The organism is Sphingomonas sp. Leaf412 (genome assembly GCF_001425405.1).
Taxonomy (GTDB): Bacteria; Pseudomonadota; Alphaproteobacteria; order Sphingomonadales; family Sphingomonadaceae; genus Sphingomonas.
On sequence record NZ_LMQP01000003.1, the window covers coordinates 722,325 to 726,768 of the forward strand.

The window sequence follows — 4,444 nt, forward strand, 5'->3', positions numbered from 1 at the left end:
GTTCCGGGGAGGACACGATGCATATCCATACCGAAAAGGCCGAACGCCACACGCTGGCGGTGATCGTCGACAACGAACCGGGCATCCTCGCCCGCATCGCCGGCCTTTTCACCGCGCGCGGCTACAATATCGAATCGCTGACGGTGAGCGAGATCACCGCGGACAAGTCGGTCAGCCGCATCACGATCGTCACCAGCGCGTCGCCGTCGACGCTGGAGCAGATCGTGGCGCAGCTCGACCGGCTGGTCCCCGTCCACAAGGTCCGCGATTTGACCGCGGAGGGCGACCATGTCGAGCGCGAGCTGGCATTGGTGAAGGTGCAGGGCACCGGCGACCACCGGATCGAGGCGCTGCGGCTGGCCGACGTTTATCGCGCGCGCGTGGTCGATGCGACGACCAGCAGCTTCGTGTTCGAGGTGACGGGCGGGATCGAGAAGATCGACAAGTTCGTCGAGCTGATGGGCGAGGTCGGCCTGATCGAGGTCGCCCGCACCGGCATCGTCGCCATCGCGCGCGGCAAGGACGCCGCCTGATTATTTCCGTGTCCCGCCTTGCGGGGGCACATCCATTGCAAAGGGAGCTATCCAATGAAGGTCTATTACGACCATGACGCCGACCTGAATCTGGTCACGGGGAAGAAGATCGCGATCGTCGGCTATGGTTCGCAGGGCCATGCGCACGCGCAGAACCTGCGCGATTCGGGCGTGACGGAGGTCGCGATCGCACTGCGCGAGGGGTCGGCGACGGCGAAGAAGGCGGAGGCCGCGGGCTTCAAGGTGCTGAGCAACCGCGACGCGGCCGAATGGGCCGACATCGTCATGATCCTGGCGCCGGACGAGCATCAGGCCGCGATCTGGAACGACGATCTGAAGGGCCGGATGAAGTCCGGCGCGGCGATCGCCTTCGCGCACGGGCTGAACGTGCATTTCGGCCTGATCGAGGCGCCGGCGGACGTCGACGTCATCATGATCGCGCCCAAGGGGCCGGGCCATACCGTACGCAGCGAATATGTGAAGGGCGGCGGCGTGCCGTGCCTGATCGCGGTGCATCAGGACGCCAGCGGCAACGCGCACGACGTCGCGCTCGCCTATGCCAGTGCGGTCGGCGGCGGCCGGTCGGGCATCATCGAAACGAACTTCAAGGAAGAATGCGAGACCGACCTGTTCGGCGAGCAGGCGGTGCTGTGCGGCGGGATCACGCACCTGATCCAGGCCGGGTTCGAGACGCTGGTCGAGGCGGGCTATGCGCCCGAGATGGCGTATTTCGAATGCCTGCACGAGACGAAGCTGATCGTCGACCTGCTGTACGAGGGCGGGATCGCGAACATGCGCTATTCGATCAGCAACACGGCCGAATATGGCGACATCACCACCGGCCCGCGGATCATCACCGACGAGACGAAGCGCGAGATGAAGCGCGTGCTGGCCGACATCCAGTCGGGCCGGTTCGTGAAGAATTTCGTCCTCGACAATCGTGCGGGCCAGCCCGAACTGAAGGCGGCGCGCAAGGCGGCGGAAGCGCATCCGATCGAGAAGGTCGGCAGCGAGCTGCGCGCGATGATGCCGTGGATCGGCGCGAACAAGCTGGTGGACGTGACGAAGAACTGAGCCCGCCACCGTCATTGCGAGCATAGCGAAGCAATCCAGGGCGTCTCGCGCGGCTCTGGATTGCTTCGCTCGCGCTCGCAATGACAGGCTGCTGCGTGTTCCCGCGGCCTCAAATCAGCGCGCGTCCGCCCTTCCACACGCCGGTCACGCGCCCCTGCACCGGCAGGCCGTCGAACGGCGTGTTGCCCGCGATGCCCGGCAGCGTCTCCGCCTCGATCCGCCACGGCGCGTCGGCGTCGAGCAGGATCACGTCGCCCGGCATGCCCGACGCCAGCGTGCCCGTCTCCACCCGCAGCACGCTCGCGGGCGCCGACGACAGCAGCGTGAACAGCCGTGGCAGCGTCACCACGCCATCGCGCACCAGCCCCAGGCCCAACGCCAGCAAGGTCGCGGCCCCCGCCGCGCCGGGCGACGAATCGACGAAAGGCAGGCGCTTCTCCTCCGGCCCGCGCGGGTCGTGGCCCGAACACAGGACGTCGATCGTCCCGTCCGCCAGCGCCGCGCGCGCCGCCATCCGGTCGCCCTCGTCGCGCAACGGGGGCGAGACGTGGGCGAAGGTGCGGAAATCGCTCATGGCGTTGTCGGACAGCAGCAGGTGGTTGGGCGTGATCCCGCACGTCACGCGCACGCCGCGCGCCTTCGCGGTGCGGACCAGCGCCAGTGCGGCGGCGGTCGTCACCTGCCGGATGTGGAGCCGCGCGCCGGTATCCTCCGCCAGCATCAGGTCGCGCGCGACCGCCAGCGCCTCCGCGAGCGCGGGCGCGGCGGGCAGACCGAGGCGCGAGGCAGTCTCCCCCGCGGTCGCGACCGCATCCGCGGTCAGCCCGCCGTCCTCCGCATGCGTCACCAAGGTCACGTCCAGGTCGCGGGCATAGGCCAGTACGCGGTGCATCACGCCGCTGTCCGCGATCCAGCGCCGCCCGGTCCCCACCGCCTTCGCCCCCGCGGACAGGCACACCGCCATCTCGGCCAAGTCCGTGCCCGCATTGCCGCGCGTCGCGGCGGCGATGGGGTGGATCCACAATTCGGGGCGGCCGATCAGCGCCAGCCGCTGCACCGCGCCGGGTTCGTCCAGCACGGGCGACTGGTCGGGCAGGGGGGCGACGCGCACGATCCCGCCCGCGCGACACGCCACGCGATCGATCGCGCCGACGCCGAGGTCGACGATGCCGGGGGCGAGGATGCGGCCGTTGCAGTCGACGACCTGCGCATCCGCGGGCGCCGCACCGTCGGCGATGACGCCGTCCACCACCAGCAGGTCGCCGCGCCGCTCGCCCCCCTGCGGACAGACGAGGCGCGCGTCGCGGAAGAGGATCGCGCTCATGCCCATCCCTCCACGCCGCGCTTGCGCCGCGTCAGCACGTCGAGGCACGCCATCCGCACCGCGACGCCCATCGCCACCTGCTCGGTGATGGCGGAGCGTTCGACATGGTCCGCCACCGCCGAATCGATCTCCACACCGCGGTTCATCGGACCGGGATGCATCACCAGCGCATCGGGCGCGTGCCGTTCGAGGCGATCGAGCGTCAGGCCGTAGCGCAGGTGATATTCGCGCACCGACGGGACATAGCCGCCCGCCATCCGCTCGGTCTGCAAGCGCAGCATCATGACCACGTCCGCCCCCTCCATCGCGGCGTCGAAGTCGGTGAAGGGCGTCACCCCGAACCGCTCGATTCCCGGCGGCATGAGCGTGGTAGGTGCACAAACGCGCACCTCCGCGGCCAGCGCGGTCAGCGCCAGGATGTTCGACCGCGCGACGCGGCTGTGGAGCAGGTCGCCGCAGATGACGACGCGCTTGTTGGCGATCCCGCCCAGCCGCCGCCGGATCGTCAGCGCATCCAGCAGCGCCTGCGTCGGATGTTCGTGCCGGCCGTCACCCGCGTTCAGCACCGGGCAGTCGACCTTGTCCGCGATCAGCCGCACCGCGCCCGACGCCATGTGACGGATGACGATGACGTCCGCGCGCATCGCGTTCAGCGTCATCGCGGTGTCGATCAGCGTCTCGCCCTTCTTCACGCTCGATTGCGCGGCGTGCATGTTGACGACGTCGGCGCCGAGGCGCTTCCCTGCGATCTCGAAGCTGAGCAACGTGCGCGTGGAATTCTCGAAGAAGGCGTTGATCTGCGTCAGGCCCGCGAGGCTCCGTGCCGGTCCGCCGGGCACCGCGTCGACCCAGCGCTCCGCCTCGTCCAGCAGGAACATGATCTCGTGCGGCTGGAGCCCCTCGATTCCCGTCAGGTGGCGGTGCGGAAATACCGCGCCGCCGGGGATGAGGGTGCCGGGGCGGTGGTCCGAAGGGGTCATCGGGGTGCGGGGTTAGGCGCGCGGAGGGCGGGGGGCAAGGGTGGGGATCGTGCCGCGAATGTTGCGAATGTTGAATCGATCGCGCGTTATTTCAATTTCGGGCGAAGGCGGCGTCATCATGATCGGGGGCTATCATGAGGCGGCGCCTGTAGGACAGCGCGGGCGTCGGCCGGCAGTCAACTCCCCTCCCTGGAAGGGAGGGGCCGGGGTGGGTGGACGCTGGCGAGACTGTCCGCCACGTCGGACCTCCATCCGGCCGTTCGAAAGACTCAAAGAAGTGATTTGTTCGCGCGGAGGCGCAGAGGACGCGGAGGCGTTGCGCGCGAGGCAGCGTATCTATTCTTTGCATCCGGGCATGACGGGTGCTGGCGCGGACAGGCGCGACACCTCCGCGTTCTCCGCGCCTCTGCGCGATATCATTCTTCTTCTCTTCGCGGCTTCGCGTCTTCGCGTGAACCTGACTGCCGATCCGGTAGGTCGCGCGAGGTTCCACCCACCCCCGGCCCTTCCCTTCCAGGGAGGGGAGCTACAAC

At 68.8% G+C, this 4,444-nt stretch carries 4 protein-coding genes; 2 read left to right on the forward strand and 2 right to left on the reverse strand.

Annotated features, from left to right (window positions below; genetic code table 11):
• The first annotated feature begins 17 nt into the window (after positions 1–17).
• On the forward strand, positions 18–533 hold the full coding sequence (ilvN, locus tag ASG29_RS10595; RefSeq protein WP_055985448.1) for an acetolactate synthase small subunit: 516 nt from the start codon (positions 18–20) through the stop codon (positions 531–533).
• A gap of 54 nt (positions 534–587) precedes the next feature.
• Positions 588–1,607 carry a ketol-acid reductoisomerase gene (gene ilvC, locus ASG29_RS10600; protein WP_055983532.1) on the forward strand — a complete coding sequence of 340 codons (1,020 nt, stop codon included), beginning with the start codon at positions 588–590 and terminating at the stop codon, positions 1,605–1,607.
• A 109-nt stretch (positions 1,608–1,716) separates the two neighbouring features.
• On the opposite strand, the gene ASG29_RS10605 is transcribed toward ilvC, so the two are convergent.
• Together ASG29_RS10605 and ASG29_RS10610 are read right to left on the reverse strand one after the other, a co-directional pair.
• On the reverse strand, positions 1,717–2,931 hold the full coding sequence (locus ASG29_RS10605) for a dihydroorotase (RefSeq protein WP_055983534.1): 1,215 nt from the start codon (positions 2,929–2,931) through the stop codon (positions 1,717–1,719).
• Positions 2,928–3,911, reverse strand: a complete 984-nt coding sequence (locus tag ASG29_RS10610) for an aspartate carbamoyltransferase catalytic subunit (protein ID WP_055983536.1) — start codon at positions 3,909–3,911, stop codon at positions 2,928–2,930. The genes ASG29_RS10605 and ASG29_RS10610 overlap by 4 nt, the downstream gene beginning before the upstream one ends.
• Between the last annotated feature and the right edge of the window lie 533 nt (positions 3,912–4,444).

Coding starts and splice junctions, on each gene's coding strand:
- ASG29_RS10610 (WP_055983536.1), bottom strand. CDS start 3,911: ATGACCCCTTCGGACCACCGCCCCGGCACCCTCATCCCCGGCGGCGCG.
- ilvC (WP_055983532.1), top strand. CDS start 588: ATGAAGGTCTATTACGACCATGACGCCGACCTGAATCTGGTCACGGGG.
- ASG29_RS10605 (WP_055983534.1), bottom strand. CDS start 2,931: ATGAGCGCGATCCTCTTCCGCGACGCGCGCCTCGTCTGTCCGCAGGGG.
- ilvN (WP_055985448.1), top strand. CDS start 18: ATGCATATCCATACCGAAAAGGCCGAACGCCACACGCTGGCGGTGATC.